Raw genomic sequence first — 18,191 nt, forward strand, 5'->3', positions numbered from 1 at the left:
TGGCCGCATCAGACACAAGAGAAACGCCATGAAAAAATTGCTTGCTTCCTTCATTCTCGGGCTGAGCCTGTTGTCCGTCGGCTCTGCCGCACTGGCACAGGCCCCCGCTACCCCTGAGGCCGCCGTAGCGGCCCCGGCCCCGGCTGCCGCCGAAGCGCCTGCAGCGGCACCCGTTGCTGCTGCGCCAGCCGCCGCCGAAGCCGCACCCGCTGAAGCCCCTGCTGCCGCGGCACCCAAGATCGACTCCGGCGACACCGCCTGGATGCTGACCTCCACCATGCTCGTGATCCTGATGACCATCCCCGGTCTGGCACTGTTCTACGGCGGCCTGGGCCGCAGCAAGAACATGCTGTCGGTGCTGATGCAGGTCTTCGTGGTCTTCTCGCTGGTCTCGCTGCTGTGGGCCGTGTACGGCTACAGCCTGGCGTTCTCGGGCACCGGCAAGTTCTTTGGCGGGTTCGAAAAGATCTTCCTCAAGGGCGTGAACCAGGAAACCTTTGGCGCACTGGCCACCATTCCTGAATACGTGTTCATCGCGTTCCAGGGCACGTTTGCCGCCATCACCGTGGCGCTGATCGTCGGCTCGTTTGCCGAGCGCATCAAGTTCGCGGCTGTGCTGGTGTTCTCGGTGCTGTGGTTCACCTTCAGCTACGTGCCCATGGCCCACATCGTGTGGGGTGGTGGTCTGCTGGCTGCTGATGGCGCGCTGGACTTTGCGGGCGGCACCGTGGTGCACATCAACGCCGGTATCGCCGGTCTGGTGGGTGCCTACATGGTGGGCAAGCGCATCGGCTTCGGCAAAGAAGCCCTCACGCCCCACAGCCTGACGCTGACCATGGTCGGTGCCTCGCTGCTGTGGGTGGGCTGGTTTGGTTTCAACGCGGGTTCTGCCGGTGCGGCCAACGCCAACGCTGGCCTGGCGTTCATCAACACCATCCTGGCGACGGCTGCTGCCACGCTGGCCTGGATTGCCGGTGAAGCGCTGCACAAGGGCAAGGGCTCCATGCTGGGTGCTGCCTCCGGTGCGGTGGCTGGCCTGGTCGCCGTGACGCCTGCTGCTGGCTTTGTGGGCCCCATGGGTTCCATCGTGATCGGCCTGATCTCTGGCTTCGTCTGCCTGTGGGGTGTGAGTGGCCTCAAGCGCATGCTGAACGTGGACGACGCGTTTGACGTGTTCGGCGTGCACGGCATGGGCGGTATCGTCGGTGCCATCCTGACCGGTGTGTTTGCTGCACAAAGCCTGGGCGGTACGGGTGGCCTGGCCCCCGACACCTTCGCCATGGGTGCGCAAGTGTGGATCCAGGTCAAGAGCGTGCTGTTCACCATCGTGTGGTCCGGTGTGGTGGCATTCATCGCATTCAAGATCGCTGATCTGCTGGTGGGCCTGCGTGTCTCGGAAGAAGCCGAACGCGAAGGTCTGGACATCACATCGCACGGCGAGACAGCGTACAACCGCTGATCCTCGGCCCTGCGCCCAACGCGCTGCGGTGTCTGGTGGCACCGCAGCGTTGCAAAAAGAACAAGCGAGTTACTCCTCCTGGTTATTGAGCCCGCCGTCAAAAACGGCGGGCTTTTTTTGGTTGGTGCATGCTCGTTTTCTGCTTTGGCGGATCGCTCAAGCACCTCCACCAGCCATCCACCCGCCATTCTTCGGTCATTGCCCAGTCCTGCGCCAGCCCTCCAATAGGTCATTTGCACGCGCGCTATTCAAAAAATTCACGCGCTTTGCCCGCCTGGCCGCGCACCGCTGCCGCTAGGATGCGTGGATGGATTCCTCCCTTGCCCCCATCGCGGACCGCGTGCGCGCTGCCGCCGCTGACCAGACCCCCTTGCGCATTCGGGGCGGTGGCACCAAGGATTTTTTGGGCCTGGCGCTGCACGGCGAAGTGCTGGACACCCGGGTGCTGCGCGGCATCGTGAGCTACGAGCCCAGCGAACTGGTGGTGACGGTCAAAGCGGGCACCCCGCTGGCCGAACTGGAAGCCGCCCTGGCCGAGCGGGGCCAATGCCTGCCTTTTGAGCCGCCCCATTTCGCCCAAACCCCTGCAGACGGCGCCACCGTGGGTGGCATGGTGGCGGCGGGCTTGTCGGGCCCGGCGCGTGCCAGTGTGGGCGCGGTGCGCGACTACATGCTGGGGGTGACGCTGCTGAATGGCCGGGCCGAACTGCTGACTTTTGGTGGCCAGGTCATGAAGAACGTGGCGGGGTACGACGTGTCGCGCCTGATGGCAGGCGCCTGGGGCACGCTGGGGCTGATCACCGAGGTCAGCCTCAAGGTCTTGCCCGTGGCGCCCGGCGAGGCCACGCTGCGCTTTGAATGCAACCAGGCCGACGCGCTGCGCAAGCTGCACGCCTGGGGCGGCCAGCCCCTGCCGCTCAACGCCAGCTGCTGGGTGCAAGACGGCGAGGCGGGATCTGGCACGCTGTATGTGCGCCTGCGCGGCGCCGTGGCCGCGGTGGAGGCCGCCTGCCGCAGCATGGGGGGCACCTGCCTGGACAACGCCACGGTTGCGCCGGACTGGGTGGCCTGCCGTGATCAAACCTTGCCGTGGTTTGCGGCCCGTGCCCAGCGCCCCGACCACGCCCTGTGGCGCCTGTCGGTGCCCGCCACCGCACCGGTGCTGACGCTGCCCGCCGGTGCGCAGCCCCTGGTGGAATGGCACGGCGCCCTGCGCTGGGTGCAAGCGCCCGAGTCCGCGGGCGACGCACTGCGCGCCGCCGCCGATGCGGCGGGTGGAAGTGCTTCTGTTTTTATAGCTGCTAGCGCAGGTGGAGTAAGCGCTAGAGGCCAATTTGACTTGAAATCTCGCGCGCTGGAACAGATCCACGCCCGCCTCAAGCACAGCTTCGACCCCGCAGGCATCTTCAACCCCGGCCGCATGGCCCCGGGCTGGTGACGGCTGCCGCGCTCCGCCGGGCTCTTTCCATGCTTCGCGTGCGACGCCTGCGCCACCTCACCGGACACCACCGCACCGTGGCCAGCAACCGCGTGCTGGGCCTGCTGCTGGCGTTCAACGCAGGGGCAGTCAACGCGGGCGGTTTTCTGGTGGTGCACCTGTACACGTCGCACATGACCGGGTTTGTCTCCATGCTGGCCGACAACCTGGTGCTGGGCAACATGGCCCTGGTGCTGGGCGCGGTGGGCGCGCTGCTGGCCTTCCTCAGCGGCGCGGCCACCACCGCGGTCATGGTGAACAGGGCGCGCCAGCGCAAGCTGCACAGCAGCTATGCACAGCCCCTGCTGGTGGTGGCCGCGCTCAAGCTGGTGTTTGGCCGGGTGGGGGCCAACACGCTCAACTGGCGCACGCCGTTTGCCGTGCCCACCACCGTGTTGTTGCTGTCTTTCATCATGGGTTTGCAAAACGCCACGGTGACCAAGATGTCCTCGTCCCAGATCCGCACCACCCACATGACCGGCGTGGTGACCGACCTGGGGATTGAACTGGGCAAGCTGCTGTACTGGAACCGCACCGGCACCGCACCCGAATCGCAGGTGCGCGCCAACCACACCCGGCTGCGGCTGTTTGCCGGGCTGCTGGCGATGTTTCTGGTGGGCGGCATTGCGGGCGCGGCGGGCTTCAAGCACGTGGGTTTTGTGTTTGTGGTGCCGCTGGCGCTGGTGCTGCTGGCCCTGTCGCTGCCGCCGCTGTGGGCAGACCGTGCGCGGCTGCGGCACCCGTGGCGCAAGGCGCCTGCGCTGGCCAAACCCGTCGACCCTCCGGCAGCGCGCTGACACCGTTCGTTCAAAAATTTTGGCTCCCCGTCCAGGCTGCACCCCATGCAAACCCAACTCTCCCCCGAATACGCTGCCCGCGCAGATGGTCTGGCCGCCGAAGCCATCCTGCGCAAATGTGTGCACTGCGGCTTTTGCACCGCCACCTGCCCCACGTATCAACTGCTGGGCGACGAGCTGGACGGTCCGCGGGGCCGCATCTACCTCATCAAGCAGGTGCTGGAAGGCGAGACGCCCACGCGCAAAACGCAGATGCACCTGGACCGGTGCCTCACCTGCCGCAACTGCGAAACCACCTGCCCCAGCGGTGTGCAATACGGCCATCTGGTCGACATTGGCCGCAAGCTGGTGGATGAAAAAGTGCCCCGCCCCCTGGGCGAAAAAGCCCTGCGCTGGGCGCTGAAAGAAGGCTTGCCGTCGCCGTTGTTTGCGCCCGCCATGAAGGCTGGGCAAATGGTGCGTGGCCTGCTGCCTGCCGCCCTCCAAGCCAAGGTGCCCGCCGCCCAACCTGCAGGCGCCTGGCCCACCCGCAGCCATGCGCGCAAGGTGCTCATGTTGGCCGGGTGTGTGCAACCAGCCATGATGCCCAACATCAACACCGCCACCGCCCGCGTACTCGACGCCGTGGGGATCGAGACGGTGGTCGCGTCCAAAGCCGGGTGCTGCGGCGCCGTCAAGTTCCACCTCAACGACCAGGACGGTGGCAAGGCCGAGATGCGCGCCAACATCGACGCCTGGTGGCCGCTGGTGGAGCAAGGGGGCGTCGAGGCCATCGTGATGAACGCCTCGGGGTGTGGCGTCACCGTCAAAGAGTACGGCCACATCCTGCAGGACGACGCGCAGTACGCGGCCAAAGCAGAACGCATCAGCGCCCTCACGCGCGACCTGTCAGAGCTGCTGCCCGCCCTGCTGCCCGAACTGGCGCAAAAACTGCGCGGCCGCGTGCAGCCCGCCGACGTGCTGTATGCCTATCACCCGCCCTGTACCCTGCAGCACGGCCAAAAACTGCGCGGCGGGGTGGAGGCACACCTCGCGCAACTCGGCTTCAAACTGCGCGTGGCGCGCAATGAACCCCACCTGTGCTGCGGCTCTGCCGGTACGTATTCGGTGCTGAACCCGGACCTGTCGTACCAACTGCGCGATCGCAAGCTCGGTGCGTTGGGCGAGGCCTTTGGCGAGCAGTCGCCCGACGCCATCCTGTCGGCCAACATCGGCTGCATTACCCACCTGCAAAGCGGCACGGCCACGCCGGTGCGGCACTGGGTGGAGGTGCTGGACGAGGCGTTGCGGGTGCCTGCGTAGCGCTTTCGGCCCTCACTGCAAGGCTTCCGCACCTGGGCAAACTCAGCGGTACCAAGGGCTGTTTACCGCCTTTGGCACCAACACTGGCATGATCGAGGGTTTTGTTGCCCTCCATTCGCACAGACATGACCGATTCCGCGTCCGCACCTGAACAACCGAACGCAGCCCCCGCCCCACAGGCCGAAGGGGTTGCCGCAGTGCCCGCCGCATCTGCACGCGCCGGAGCCCCTCGGCAGCGCGAAGACAGTCCACGGCGCAGCGGTGGCGACCGTCGCCGCACGCCGCGGCGCACCCCCGGAGCCCCTGGCGCCGCGCCATCGGCAGCACAGGGCGCCAGCGCCGGGCCCGATGCAGGCCCCCGCGCCCCGCAGCGCAGTACCCATCCCATGCTGGAGCAACTGGCGGCGCTGTACCCAGTGCTGTTTGGCGCAGTGTTCCGCCCGCTCAAGCGGGGCATCTTTCAAGACCTGCTGGCAGCCCACCCGGACGTTTTCGAGCGCGACGCGCTCAAGGTAGCGCTGGGCATTCACACCCGTTCCACCCGCTATCTGCAAAGCGTGGCCGCCGGTGACAAGCGCCACGACCTGCAAGGCCAGCCCGTGGAAGACATGGCGCCCGAGCATGTGCACCATGCGCTGCTGGAGGTGTACCGCCGCCGCAAGGCCCGCGGCACCGACGACCTGCTGCCCAAGCTGCGCAACCGCATGATCGCCGCGTTCGAAGCCTCGGGCCTGACTCGCGAGGCCTACACCGAACTGGTGCAGGGCCGCGACGAGTCGGCCAACGCCATCCTCGAAGAAGCCTTTGCCGAATGGTCGGCCCGCAACGCCAAGGACGAAGCCCTGCTGCGCGCCTTCGAGGCCAGTGGCCACACGCTGGAGGCCTTTGCCGACATGTACGGCATGGTGGCGCGCACCGTGGGCCAGCAGCTCGAACGTGCTCGCCGTCGGCAGGCCGATGAGGCCTTGGCGCAGGCCAAAGCGTCTGCTGCCCCCACGCCAGAGGATGCTGCAACGGATGCGGCGAGCGAAGCCGTGGCCGAGGCAGTCGCCGACGTGCCAACCCCGGCAGAAGCCCCGGCGCCGCAGGCGCAGTAACTCGGCGGTGCGAACAAGGCGGGGGCCTGTTCGCCTGTTCGCACCCAGCGTGGCGGGTGTTGTGAGCCTGGAGCGCGTTGTCGCTTCACCACGTCAACGCCTTAACGCCTCCACGGCTTGCCACCAACGCAGACTACTGACACCAGGTTGTCAGTAGCCCGGCAGCAGCATCCTTCTCTCACCGAATCCCCGTGTTTCACCGATTGAGAGAACCATGCCAACGCCCCCTCTAGCCCTCCACATCCCTGCTTTCCACATTTCTGGTGTCTCCGTGCGCACCCGCAATCGCGACGAGATGGACCCTGCCACCGCGCGCCTTGGCGGGCTGTGGGACGCCTTTTTCAGCCAGAGCTGGGAGCGCAAACTGCCCAGCGCAGGCCATGAGCGCCGCATCTTCGGTGTCTACAGTGCCTATGAATCGAACGAGCAGGGTGCGTTTGATGTGACCGCTGGCGTGACCGTGCAGGCGGGCAGCGATGACGGGGCAGCCCGCGCGCCAGACGCCCCGCGCGTCGTGTCCGTGCTGGCGGGCGACTACCTCGTCTTCAACGGCCAGGGCGCCATGCCGCAGATGGTGATCGACACCTGGGGCGAGATCTGGCGCTACTTTGCCGCCAACCCTCAGGTCCAGCGCCGTTTTGCGACCGACTTTGAAGCCTACGATGGCCCCGACCAGGTCGCCATCCACATTGGTATCGTTGCCTGACGTGTTGTGTGTTGCCTGCGTGACGTGCGCGGTGAATGTAGTGAACATCGTCCGACGCATCTGCGCTGCCCACCCCGCACCACCAAGATCGCCATAGTATTAATTTGATAGCTGCTGGCGCTTATGGAATAAGCGCTAGAGGCCAAAAACACTTAAAAAACTGAATTGCCCATGCGCCGCGCTGACCGCCTGTTCCAGATCGTGCAGCTCATCCGTGGGCGGCGTCTGTCTACCGCCGCCTTTCTGGCCGAGCGGCTGGAGGTGTCCGCCCGCACCATCTACCGCGACGTGGCCGACCTGCAGCACCAGGGCGTGCCCATTGAAGGCGAAGCGGGTGTGGGCTACCGCCTGGGCGCAGGCTTTGAGCTGCCGCCGCTGATGTTGACCCAGGGAGAAGCGAATGCGCTGGTGGCCGCCGCCCGGCTGGCGCAGGCTTGGCTGGACGCTGGCTTGGCGCGCGAAGTCGAGGGCGCGCTGGGCAAGATCCTCTCCGTGTTGCCCCCCGCCGCGCGTGCCGCCGCAGAGGCGCAAGCGCTTTACGCGCCTTCGGTGGGCCTGGACGCCCGCGCCCAAGCCACACTGCAAACCCTGCGCGAGGCCGTCCACACCCGCCACGTGGTGCACATCGACTACGCCGACGTCCACGGCCGCCCCACCGTGCGCCGCCTGCGTCCCCTGGGCTGCTTTTACTGGGGCAAAGTCTGGACACTTTCTGCCTGGTGCGAACTGCGCGGCGACTTTCGGGGCTTTCGCATCGACCGCATCGTCAGCGTGGCCGTGCTGGACGAACGGTTCCAGCACGAAGAAGGCAAGACGCTGGCGGATTTGCTGCGCAAGGTGGAGGCGGAGATGGCGGAGTGTGAGCTGGTGCCTGACGCCGGTGTGAAGGCCCCAATGGCCGCGCTCTGACGCTGCCATCGAGATCGACGCCCTGGCACGGCGCAGCCCCTGGGCGCACAGAGGCTTGAAACTACGGACCGCCGCTGTGCCGGTCCGTTTTTCCTCATTACCTGAATATCCAAAACTATTCTGGCAATGTTGCAATTTCTATCGAAATATCGATATTGGTAACTCAAGTTACTTTTTGCGGTAATTTCGTTGGGTTAATGGGGCTGATTGTCAACAGAAAATGCCGGGCTGCCCGCTATCATCCGCAGCAATTTGCACAAACCGGCCAGACAGTCAGCAGCACATGAAACGTCGCGTCACCATTCAAACGCCCCTGGGCGAACAGCTTCAATTCAGGCAGCTTCAAGGCACTGAAGAAATCAGCCAGTTATTTACCCTGGATGTGGACCTGCTCAGCGAGAGCAAAAGCGTGGACCCCAAGGCGCTGCTGGGCAAAAACGCCACGGTCATCGTCGAGACGGAAGGGGGCGGCACGCGCTACATCGACGGCATCGTCACCCGGTTTGGCATGCAGGGGCAGGACCACCGCATGTATTCGTACCGTGCGCGGCTGAGCCCCTGGTTGTGGCTGGCCACCCGCAAAAGCGATTTCAAGATATTCCAGAACAAAACCGTTCCGGAAATTATTGAAGAGGTTCTGGGTAAATATGGTTACCCGCTGGATAAAAAACTCAGCCGCAGCTATCGCACCTGGGATTATTGCGTTCAATATAACGAAACAGACTGCCAGTTTGTATCCCGCCTCATGGAGCATGAGGGCATTTATTATTACCACCAGCACTCGGCGGGCCAACACATACTGACCCTGGCAGACGACATCGTCGGGTCACACAGCCCGTTGCCCGGGGCGGCATCCATCCCGTTCTACCCGCCAGAAAAGGCCGCCATCTCTGACCGCGAATGTGTCTCGGCCTGGGAGCTGGCCGAAGAAATCAAGCCGGGCCGCCATTTCAACGACGATTACGACTTCAAAAAGCCCAAGGCCGATTTGTCGAACATGCGCACCACGCCGCCCGGCCATGCGCACGACAGCCACGAGATATATGAATGGCCAGGGGGCTATACCGAATATGGCGACGGCGAGGCCTATGTTCGGGTGCGGCTGCAAGAGAACCTCACCAAACAAAGTGTCGTGCAGGGCAAATCCAACTGCCGCGCACTGACACCCGGCTACACCTTCAGCCTCGAAAACTACCCGCGCGGCGACCAGAACCAGCAGTACCTCATCACCTCGGTGCAGTACCACTTCCAGGAGAACCCCGAGGTCAGCAGCGTGGCCAAGCCCACGCCCAAGACCACCCAGGACGAGGTGGGCTCCATCCAGCGTTTTGTGCTCAAGGCCCAGCCCACCAGCCTGCCCTTTACCCCGGCGCGCATTACCCCCAAACCCCGCAGCCAGGGCCCACAGACAGCTGTGGTGGTGGGCCCGCCCGGCGAAGAAATCTGGACCGACAAATTCGGTCGCGTCAAAGTGCAGTTCCACTGGGACCGCATCGGCGCGATGGACGAAAACTCCAGCTGCTGGATCCGCGTATCACACCCTTGGGCCGGCGCCAAGTACGGCGGCATCTTCACGCCGCGCATCGGCCAGGAAGTCATCGTCGACTTTTTGAACGGCGACCCCGACTACCCCATCATCACCGGCCGTGTCTACAACGCAGACCAGATGCCGCCATGGGAGTTGCCCAAACACAAGACGCAGTCCGGCTTTCAGACCAACTGGAGCAAGGGCGGCGGCGGCAAACACATGCTGCGGTTTGAAGACCAAAAAGGTATCGAGCACATCGAGTTGTCCACCGACCACGGCAACACCCATCTGCACATGGGTTACCTGATGAACCAAAGCAGCGAGGCTAAGCGCAGCTATGGCTTTGAGCTGCGCACCAACGAGTGGGGGGCGATTCGGGCGGACAAGGGGTTGTTGATCACGACCTATACGCAGGACTTCAAGCAGAAGATTGCGCATGAGAACCCGGATGGGTTTGACGGCCTGGGCGAAGGCTTGGCGAACACCGCCGCATTGATGGAAGAAGCTGGAGAGGCGGTGTCCGCCATGAACAGCGCCATTGAAGCCATCAACGGCCTCAAAACTTCGCACATGATGGAACTGAGTTCCGGAATTGCCGCGATGACAGGAGGCAAGGCCGCGATGGCCACGTTGTCCAAAGCCGCAGCCGCCATTGCGGCGCTTGCGGGTGGTGGAGGTGGTGGCGGGGCGGAAACATCCATGCCCACCAACACCGACCCGGCCATGCCGCAGTCGCAGGCACTGCGCGAACTTTCCAAGGACATCAGCAAGCCCGTGGTGTCCATCGTCAGCCCCGAGGGGCATTCGATGATCAGCCCCAAGCCGATCGTGCTGAGTTCGGGGCAGAGCGCGTCGATGCACGCCAAGCAGCACATCACGCTTTCCAGCGGCGCGCAGCTCACGCAGCTTGTGAAAGGCGGCATGCTGACGCACGTGTCGGAAGGTGGTCAGCGCAACACCGTGGCCAGCGGTGACATTGCCTCAGAGGCACAGACCGGCAACATGAACCTCACCGCGCAGCAGAACATCACGCTGGCGTCCAAGCAAGACACTGCCACCGTCGTTGGGGACCAGAACGTCAACATCCAGGCCACCAAGGACTCGGTGCTGGTAAAGGCCGCCAAACATATTCGTTTGCAAGCGGGCGAAAGCATCACCTTGACGATTGGTGAAGGCGAGGGCGTCGCGTCACTCAAGCTCACCGACAAGGGGGAGGTGGTCATCAAGGGCAAGAACGGGCTGATCAAGCTGAGTGAGTTGCTGGATGTGCATGGGGCGCCGATACAGCTCAATTGTCCGTAGCGTGCTGCGCTTCGCAGCGGACGTTTCGCAATCTGAACTCAATTGAAACTTAATCGGAAATTCGATGCACTACCAAATCAACGAGGGATCGTTCAACGTCCCCGATGGCATGCAAGACAACAGCATCAACATGCTGCTCGCGGACCAGAGCGGGCTGGGATTTAACGTGGTAGTGACCCGGTCGCGGCTTGAATCTGGGGAAACGTTCGAGCAATTGGTGGACCGGCAGTTGCAGATGCTTGGCCAGCAGTTCAGCAAGACGGAGATCAGTGACCGACGGGGGCAGAAGGACCCATCGTCTGGCGAATTGAGGGCCGTTGAATATGCAGTGCAGTTCAAACAGGATGGCGCCATGGTCTATCAGCGCCAGATCGGCTACCTACTGGGAGACACCGGCAAGGTCGTCGTGATGACTGCGGCCGCTCAGGCGCCTCTCTCGGATACCCAACTGGCCCAGTGGCGCGCCATCCATTCCAGTTTCAGACCCCAGTAGCAAGTAGCGGATTCGTGCTGCATTGAGCCATGTTCTACATGGCAAGGGTTCTTGCCTCGGCGGCCCACTCCAACTCCGATTCAACCGCTTTAGCGCACCACTCACTTCATGAGCTCTTATCCCGCCGCTGCACGCATTGACGATCCGATTGCGCACACGAGCGCCAATGCCCGCATGCTGCTGCAAATGGGGGGTGCGATCGGCGGCGGCATCGTGGGTGGTTTTGTCGGTGGCGCCATTGGGGGCGCAGTCGCTGCAGGGTTGACTGCCATCACGGGCGGCTTTGCTGCGCCTGCTGCGCCGGTCATCGTGGCTGCGGCAACGCTTGCGGGCACGCACTACGGCATGCAGGCAGGCGAAGCATTGGGCACGGCGCTAGCGGATTCGCTGTTTCCACCGGAGATTACCGGCAAGATCATCACAGGCTCCGAGAACGTCAAGATCAACGGCAAAAAGGCGGCGCGTGCCACCGACCAGATGCCGCTGGACAGCGTGCTGTGCAGCAAACATTCAAGCCGCCCGACCAACTTCATTGCTCAGGGTGCCGCAGAGCGCCCTGAGCAAACGCTGATTAACCACGCTCTCGCCGCCAGAAAAGATGACAAGGTTGAGTGCGGCGCGTATATCCACGAAGGCTCCCCCAACGTTTTTATCGGTGGGCCCCCAGCAACAGTTCGAAAGTTCGACCCTGAAGGCAGCGCGTTTCTGCGCGCAGCACTATGGGCATACGGGACCTACAAGAGCATCAAAAGTCTCAAGTGTTTGACGAGTCTGCTTAAGAACCCCCGGGCTGTGCTGCAGAACGTCAAGTGCCTGGTGCAAGTGGGCCAGGCTGGGATGACCCTCAATGCCATTGCCGACATAGTGGCGAACCCAGTGCATATCGCCACAGGGGCCAAGCTACTCGCCGGGGACGAAGATCTTGATTTCGTGCTTCCGGGTCGTTTACCCATTGTTTTTCAACGGGTCTACAACAGCCTTGATGTGCGTTCGCACACGCACCTAGGCGTCGGCTGGAGCAACCCTTTCACCGCCGAGTTGCACCTGGGGGTCGACGCGCAAGGACTGCCTTCTGCTACCTACTATGGGGATGATGGCCGCGACATTGAGTTTCCCGCGCCTCCACCGGGAGAGAGCCACTACAGCGTCGCTGAAGGCATCGCAGTTCTGTGCAGCGAAGGTGGCGACTACGTCGTTGTCTTGCCAGACGGGCTGTATCAGTGGTTCGGGAAGCCCGTCGACGCTGTCACTGTGGGGCATGGAGGATCAAATGCTCTGCGGTTGCGCCGTATCGAAGACCGCAACGGCAACTTCCAGGCTTTGCGCTACGACGGACTTCACCGACTGACTCATGTAGCTGATAGCACTGGCCGATTGATCGCTTTCGACTACGCAGCCGACGTGAACCGGGTATCTCAGATTCGCTTGGCCATCGGAGCTAATACCGCAACGCCGGAAGCACCAGAGGTACTGGCGCGATATCGCTATGACAGCGAAGGACAGTTGGTCGAAGTGATTGGGCGGGACGGACAGGTGCGGCGCCTGTTTGCGTATGCGCAAGGGCTCATGTCCCAGCACAGACTTCCATCGGGCTTGACGTGCCACTACCGGTGGCAAGCTTTTCCGCAAGGTGTAGGGAAGAGGCCGGGACCCCATGCGCGTGTAACAGAGCACTGGACAGACGATGGGGAGCACTACGACTTTCAATACGATGTAGCTGCAGGGACGACCACCGTGGTGGAACGCATGGGCTCCGGCGAAGGTGCCCCGAGTCGTACACGCATCTGGGCATGGAATAGTGATTACGAAATCACGACCTTCACAGATGCTTTGGGGAACAAGCAGACCCAGACCTGGAGCGATACAAGGCAGCTTCTGAGCCATACCGACCCTCTCGGCCAAACCACCACTTACGCGTATGACGAGGTAGGTAACCAGGTCCAGGCAACAGACGCGCTGGGCCGTACCGAAACCAGTCAATGGAGCCCCGCTCCCGCCAACCTGCTTCTTGCTACCAGCGACGCAGCGGGCGCCAGTTGGCGTTATCACTACGACAACGATGGCAACCTGACGACCGAAATCGACCCTCTGGGGAATACCACCCGGTACGCCAATGATGAGCATGGTTTGCCAGTTGTCATCACAGATGCCCATGGTGGACGCAAGCAGCTCGCCTGGGACGTACGGGGCTTGCTCACCAGCTACACAGACTGCAGTGGCAAAACCACTCGATACGTCTACGACAGTCGAGGCTACCTCTGCCAAGAGATTGACGCTGTGGGTCAAGCAACCGCCTTTGAACACGACGCCTACGGGCGTTTGCTTCAAATCACCTTGGCAGACGGCAGCAAGCACGGCTACCGGTACGACGGGGCAGGCCAATGCGTGCTGGCCGTTGACGCGCTGGGCCACAGCACCAGCTACAGCTACAACCTGCGCGGCCAACTCACCGGGCGCAGCAAAACAGTAGGCAGCCTGAGTAGCAACATCCAGCTGGGCTACGACGCTGCAAGGCGCCTCGCCGCGCTCGTCAACGAAAACCGCCAGGCCTACCAATTCGCCTACGACGCAGCCGACCGTCTGGTGATGGAGACCCGCATCGACGGCACCCGCCAGGTGCTGCACCACGACGCGGCAGGCCAGGTCATCGGCGTCACCGAACACCCCATGCCCATGGGCCAGGGCGATGCAGTGCCCGGGCATGCAGACGTGCAGCCCATCCACACCCAACTGGTGCGCGATGCGGCAGGCCAGCTCATCCAGAAGAGCATCTATATACCGGGCGCTGGAAGCGGCACGGCCGAGGCCCAGCCGCCGGTGCTTCAGACGCGGCTGGAATACCGCTATACCCCTGCAGGCGATCTGCAACAGGCCCAGCAGATCAGTCCTCAGGGCGAATTGCGGTCCCACCACACTTGGCAATACGACAAACTGGGCCAGGTGCTGCAAGAATCCGCGGAGCACGCCGTGCAGGGGCAGCTGCACAGCAGCACCCTTCACTACCAGTACGACGCCCTGGGCAACCGCATTGCCACCCAGTTACCGGATGGCCGCACCCTCAACCACCTGTACTACGGCAGCGGCCACCTGCACCAGATCAACCTGGACGGCGCAGTCCTAGCCGACATCGAGCGCGACGACCTGCACCGCGAAGTGCTGCGCACCCAGGGGCGTCTGGCAAGCCGCTTCGCCTACGACCCGGTAGGTCGCAAAGCCGCCACCTGGGTTCGCCCCGCCATGCTGCGCGTGGGCCACGGCATCGGCAACGACCAGCACGCCAGCGCCGGTTGGAGCCCCCACAGCGCAGACTGGAGCCAACGCCTACAGCGCCACAACCCCGAAGACACCCTGCTCAAACGCTACGGCTACGACAAGAACGGCGAGCTCACCAGCACCGAACACAGCCAGCAAGGCCAGACGAGCCACCGCTACGACCAAGCCGGGCGCGTCACGCACACCACCCAGACAGGGCAAGCTATCCAGGCAGGGCGCAACGAACAGTTCCACTACGACCTAGCAGGCAACCGCGTCAGCGCGCTGGAGGAAAGCAACCTCAGCACCCAGGGCAGAGGCTGGGTGCAGAACAACCGAGTCAAGGTCCTGCAGGACAAACGCTACGACTACGACGGCTTTGGCCGCCTGATCAGAAAACGCATCGGCAGCCACACGGAGCAGCACTACCGCTACGACCAACAGCACAGGCTGACGCAAGTGGCAGTGGTGCGAGCGGGCAAAGACGGCCAACCGCAGAGTCAGGTCTTCAGCTACCAATACGACGCCCTGGGACGGCGCATTGCCAAGACAGATAGCTTCGGCACGACAGTGTTCACGTGGGAGGGGATGCGACTGCTGCAGGAAAGCAGAGGCGCCCAGGCCAGCACCTACATCTATGAGCCGGGAAGCTATGTGCCGCTGGCGCGCGTCGAAGGAGGCGGCGCCGTGGAGCCGCACCCGGCGGCGGCGCATGCACTGGGAGGAGACGCGGAACAAGGCAAGCAGGGCAGCGTGTCCACCACCAATCCCGGATGGAGCGACCGGTTCAACATTGCAACTGCAGCCAATGATGGGCCAACCCCTACCCCTGCAAGAGCTGACGAAACGACCGCAGTAACAGGGGCGCAAACAGCGCAGGTGTATTACTTCCACACCCAGCCCAATGGGCTACCGGAAGAGCTGAGCGACAACTGCGGCCGCTTGGTGTGGCAAGCGCAGTACACCACGTGGGGCAGCACGGTCCGGGAGGAATGGCAGGGCTACGACGAAGCGGGTAGGCCTGTTCAGCAGCAGCAACAGCCAGCCAGCCAGACAGTGCAGCTTCAGCAAAACCTGCGGATGCAGGGGCAGTACCTGGACAGGGAGACGGGGCTGCACTACAACACGTTCCGGTACTACGACGCGGACCTGGGGGCGTTTACGACGCCGGATCCAATTGGTTTATTCGGTGGGTTCAATTTATATTCTTATGCTCCCAACCCACTTTCGTGGATTGATCCTTGGGGGTTGGCTTGCACGCATGATGCAAAAGTAAATCGCTGGAGAGATGCAACAACTGGCCGTTTCACAAAGGGGCCCAACGCAACAACACTTCCTCAGCTTAAAGGTCGAAGTGCTAGTGATATTGGAAAAATACTGTCAAGTAATGGGTATGCCCGCACGAATCCCGCCAACCCAAAGAATGAGCGCTGGACTCACGGCGATGGCTCTGAGGTGCAAATCCATAAATATGGCAATAATAACGCCTCTGGATATAAGAGTGGAAATAATGCGCACGTGCACAAGGATTATGGGCGACATGGAAGCGGCAACGAAACTCCGTTAAATGACAAAGGCCGCGTGGATTACAACAAGGATAATACTCACATCGGGATTAGAAATCCAAAGGACTACCCAGCCGTTTCAGGCAGGCCACATGGAGATGGGAGTTAAATAAATAATGGCATCAGAATTTTTCATTACATTTGAAGATGCGCCCGGCTATATAAAGCAAAAAAACAAATTAATTGAAAATGCAAAAAAACTCCCCACCTTCCGGAAAATAGTCGGAGTCCATCAATTACAATTTAAGGACTCTTCCAAGGAAGGGTGGGAATATGATGTTAGGTTATTTTTTGAACCAACGAACATAGTCATCGAAGTGAGCGAATCAAGTCAAAAAGTTTATGCCGACATGAAAATTTATATTGAAAATATTAGAAAGATTTTAAAATTAAGAATAATAGATGAAGATGGTGGCGATGTTAATTTTTTTTCTCAGTGATTTAATGGGTATAGCGTATATGAAATAAAATTAAAAAATCCTCTTAAGCATATCGAATCCACCCGCCATAATAAGCTCCAATCAAAGGGACAGGTTTATTCATGATTTGAGGCGGTCAAAACTTTCTTTGCTCGCGCCCTGCATTTGCGCGCTGTGCCGTCTTCGCCCACGCTGCTCCAGCGCCTAGAGACCCATGCCCCAGACTGGTTTGATCTGGCCGAGCGCATCAACGCTGCCGTGCTCGGCATGAGGATCGCAGGCAAGCCGGTGAACTTCGGTGCGCTGCCCTGTGCGTATGTCCCCCTGGACCTCGATACCTTCGCCATGGACAACAGCGGCACGGCCAAAGAACACGTGGGCCACAACTATGCCGGTGCTGCAAGAAAGTAGAGGCGCACAGGCCAGCACCTACACCTACGAACCAGTGAGCTATGTGCCGCTTGCGCGCGTAGAAGGATGCGGCGCCGTGGAGCCGCATGCCTTGGGCGGAGACGCGGAGCAAGGCAAACGGGGCAGCGTACCCACCACCAATCCCGGCTGGAGCGACCAATTCAACATTGCAACTGCAGCCAACGATGGGCCAACCTCTACCCCTGCAAAAGCTGACGCAACGGCCGCAGCAACAGGGGCGCAAACAACGCAGGTGTATTACTTCCACACCCAGCCTAATGGGTTACCGGAAGAGCTGAGCGACAACAGTGGCAACCTAGTGTGGCAAGCGCAGTACACCACGTGGGGCAGCACGGTGCGGGAGGAATGGCAGGGCTACGACGAAGCGGGTAGGCCTGTTCAGCAGCAGCAACAGCCAGCCAGACAGTGCAGCTTCAGCAGAACCTGCGGATGCAGGGGCAGTACCTGGACAGGGAGACGGGGCTGCACTACAACACGTTCCGGTACTACGACGCGGACTTGGGGTTGTTTACTATGCCGGATCCCATTGGGCTCTTGGGTGGGCTGAGCCTGCACCAATATGCTCCAAATCCCATCGTTTGGATTGATCCTTGGGGTGTGAGGAAGGACTGCACACAGACGCAGTTAAAAAATAAAACGAAACGAATAAATAATCAAAGTGCTGCTGGAGGTAATCGTGGCGTATCCGGCTCAGCTTCGGAAAAAGATGCTATGAAGCTTGGTGAAAAATGGGTAGGCCCTGATGCGCGTCCTATGTCAAACGGAAAAGGTTCAGTATCCGCAGATGGCAGTAGGACCTTTAGATTCCCCGCTGATAAAAAAGGGGTTAACAGCGCTACAGGCCAGCCATGGTCGAAAACAGGTCGTTAGGTTAATTTTGAATCAGCTCCTACGGTGAAAAACCCTAAAGGCAGCAATGTTCGTTTGGACGTGGATTAGATAATGAAAAATAAGTTGGTCGTGCGAGATATTTATTCGGACATTGTTGATCTGAGAGGTTGGTGGCCGGAGAGTGGTGAGGATATATCCCTTCGAATATGTGTCGAAGTTGGAGAGGAAAATGAGATTGGATCGAATAATTTTTATTTCACGTTGGCCTCGCCCGAGGCTTTAAAAAAAAGAGAGTCAAAAGAGTACTTTATTGTAAAAAATAGAACAATTATTGTCGAATATTTTGATTACAAATTGTTGTGTGAGGGGGTAGAGAAAATAGTTACCGAATGCAGTGGGGAATCGTTTGAAGATAGTTGCTTGCAGTTGACTCGATATTTCGATTGGGAGTACGAAGATTTTCGTTGAGCGCATTGATTGAACATGTGTGGTTGATTAAAAATTTATAAGAGGAAAACTCCATTACGACCTGGCAAGCAACCGCATCAGCGCGCTGGAGGAAAGCAACCTCAGCACCCAGGGCAGAGGCTGGGTGCAGAACAACCGAGTCAAGGTCCTGCAG

The 18,191-nt window shown here is 61.2% G+C and carries 16 protein-coding genes; 15 read left to right on the forward strand and 1 reads right to left on the reverse strand.

Going from position 1 to position 18,191, the window contains the following annotated elements; genetic code table 11:
- Positions 1–28 precede the first annotated feature (28 nt).
- From amt to ACK41V_RS16610, 15 genes are all read left to right on the forward strand, one after another.
- A complete protein-coding gene (gene amt, locus ACK41V_RS16540) occupies positions 29–1,459 on the forward strand; it encodes an ammonium transporter (protein WP_409783811.1) in 1,431 nt (476 codons plus the stop codon).
- Between the two features lie 307 nt (positions 1,460–1,766).
- Positions 1,767–2,897: a glycolate oxidase subunit GlcE gene (gene glcE / locus ACK41V_RS16545; protein ID WP_409783813.1), complete on the forward strand. Its 1,131-nt coding sequence runs from the start codon at positions 1,767–1,769 to the stop codon at positions 2,895–2,897.
- A 29-nt stretch (positions 2,898–2,926) separates the two neighbouring features.
- Positions 2,927–3,733, forward strand: coding sequence for a YoaK family protein (locus ACK41V_RS16550; protein WP_409783815.1), 807 nt, complete (start codon positions 2,927–2,929; stop codon positions 3,731–3,733).
- 45 nt (positions 3,734–3,778) lie between these two features.
- Positions 3,779–5,035, forward strand: coding sequence for a glycolate oxidase subunit GlcF (gene glcF / locus ACK41V_RS16555; protein WP_409783817.1), 1,257 nt, complete (start codon positions 3,779–3,781; stop codon positions 5,033–5,035).
- Positions 5,036–5,160: 125 nt separating this feature from the next.
- On the forward strand, positions 5,161–6,132 hold the full coding sequence (locus tag ACK41V_RS16560; protein ID WP_409783819.1) for a ProQ/FINO family protein: 972 nt from the start codon (positions 5,161–5,163) through the stop codon (positions 6,130–6,132).
- Between the two features lie 214 nt (positions 6,133–6,346).
- Positions 6,347–6,838 carry a GyrI-like domain-containing protein gene (locus ACK41V_RS16565; protein ID WP_409783821.1) on the forward strand — a complete coding sequence of 164 codons (492 nt, stop codon included), beginning with the start codon at positions 6,347–6,349 and terminating at the stop codon, positions 6,836–6,838.
- A 171-nt stretch (positions 6,839–7,009) separates the two neighbouring features.
- Complete coding sequence (locus ACK41V_RS16570; RefSeq protein WP_409783822.1) at positions 7,010–7,747, forward strand: helix-turn-helix transcriptional regulator; 738 nt, start codon at positions 7,010–7,012, stop codon at positions 7,745–7,747.
- 283 nt (positions 7,748–8,030) lie between these two features.
- Complete coding sequence (gene tssI / locus ACK41V_RS16575) at positions 8,031–10,577, forward strand: type VI secretion system tip protein TssI/VgrG (protein WP_409783824.1); 2,547 nt, start codon at positions 8,031–8,033, stop codon at positions 10,575–10,577.
- A gap of 64 nt (positions 10,578–10,641) precedes the next feature.
- Positions 10,642–11,070: a DcrB-related protein gene (locus tag ACK41V_RS16580; protein ID WP_409783826.1), complete on the forward strand. Its 429-nt coding sequence runs from the start codon at positions 10,642–10,644 to the stop codon at positions 11,068–11,070.
- 108 nt (positions 11,071–11,178) lie between these two features.
- Positions 11,179–15,996, forward strand: coding sequence for an RHS repeat-associated core domain-containing protein (locus tag ACK41V_RS16585; protein WP_409783828.1), 4,818 nt, complete (start codon positions 11,179–11,181; stop codon positions 15,994–15,996).
- A gap of 7 nt (positions 15,997–16,003) precedes the next feature.
- Positions 16,004–16,327 carry a hypothetical protein gene (locus ACK41V_RS16590; RefSeq protein ID WP_409783830.1) on the forward strand — a complete coding sequence of 108 codons (324 nt, stop codon included), beginning with the start codon at positions 16,004–16,006 and terminating at the stop codon, positions 16,325–16,327.
- Positions 16,328–16,480: 153 nt separating this feature from the next.
- Complete coding sequence (locus tag ACK41V_RS16595; protein ID WP_409783832.1) at positions 16,481–16,717, forward strand: hypothetical protein; 237 nt, start codon at positions 16,481–16,483, stop codon at positions 16,715–16,717.
- Positions 16,695–17,285, forward strand: a complete 591-nt coding sequence (locus ACK41V_RS16600) for an RHS domain-containing protein (RefSeq protein WP_409783833.1) — start codon at positions 16,695–16,697, stop codon at positions 17,283–17,285. The genes ACK41V_RS16595 and ACK41V_RS16600 overlap by 23 nt, the downstream gene beginning before the upstream one ends.
- Positions 17,168–17,608, forward strand: a complete 441-nt coding sequence (locus tag ACK41V_RS16605) for an RHS repeat-associated core domain-containing protein (protein ID WP_409783835.1) — start codon at positions 17,168–17,170, stop codon at positions 17,606–17,608. The genes ACK41V_RS16600 and ACK41V_RS16605 overlap by 118 nt, the downstream gene beginning before the upstream one ends.
- A 72-nt stretch (positions 17,609–17,680) precedes the next feature.
- Positions 17,681–18,037 (forward strand): Imm8 family immunity protein, encoded by a 357-nt coding sequence (locus ACK41V_RS16610; protein WP_409783836.1) that lies wholly within the window; start codon positions 17,681–17,683, stop codon positions 18,035–18,037.
- Here ACK41V_RS16610 and ACK41V_RS16615 read toward each other — a convergent pair.
- Positions 17,952–18,191, reverse strand: a 240-nt coding sequence (locus ACK41V_RS16615; protein ID WP_409783838.1) for a hypothetical protein, incomplete at its 5' end; no start/stop codon positions are given. The two genes, ACK41V_RS16610 and ACK41V_RS16615, sit on opposite strands and share 86 nt — an antisense overlap.

Source organism: Acidovorax sp. (assembly GCF_046291265.1).
Lineage (GTDB): Bacteria > Pseudomonadota > Gammaproteobacteria > Burkholderiales > Burkholderiaceae_C > Acidovorax.